This is a genomic window from Micromonospora sp. M51 (assembly GCF_018070305.1).
Lineage (GTDB): Bacteria > Actinomycetota > Actinomycetes > Mycobacteriales > Micromonosporaceae > Micromonospora > Micromonospora parva.
The window spans coordinates 1-548 of sequence record NZ_JAGPXZ010001442.1 but is presented as its reverse complement, the minus strand read 5'-3'; the positions used below and the strand labels follow the sequence as shown (position 1 = coordinate 548).

The window sequence follows — 548 nt, the reverse complement described above, 5'->3', positions numbered from 1 at the left end:
GGTGGCTGTCGGTGGCCCCGGCGATCTCGATCCGCAGCCCGGCCATCCCGCCGATCCGCAACTCCGCCCGGCGGACCGTGGCGCCGCGAATCTCCAGGTGGAACCGGGCGGTGGGCCGCTTCATCAGCAACGTCGCGGTGCCCGCCACGCGGATCCCGCCGCCGTCGTAACTGAACCGCGCGCCCACACCGCCGGCACAACAGATCGGGGTGACGGCGAACCCGGCCACCCGCCGCTGAGCGGCGAAGGTTCCCTGTCGCACCGCGCGGGCCACCCCGAGCCGCCCACCCGAGGTCGAGTCAGGCCGTTGCCGGGCGACCGGGGCGGTCGAGGCCACGCCCCCGGCACCCTCACCGTCGGCGTCGTACTCCGCCCAGAAGGGCGTGCCCGCGTCGTGCCGGGTCGGGTTCTCCAACGCGACCGGGCCGTCACTGGCGAAGGTGCCGTCGCGGATCACGTCGGTGATGTCCACCGGCCCCAGGGTCACCGCCAGGTCGCCGGTGTCACGGCGGAGGTCGAGCACCCGCCCGACCGCCCGCCCGGTGAGG

General features: G+C 75.4%; 1 pseudogene. It reads right to left on the bottom strand.

The features are described 5' to 3' along the window. Positions 1-548: pseudogene (locus KBX53_RS35335) on the bottom strand (hypothetical protein); the annotation flags it as partial.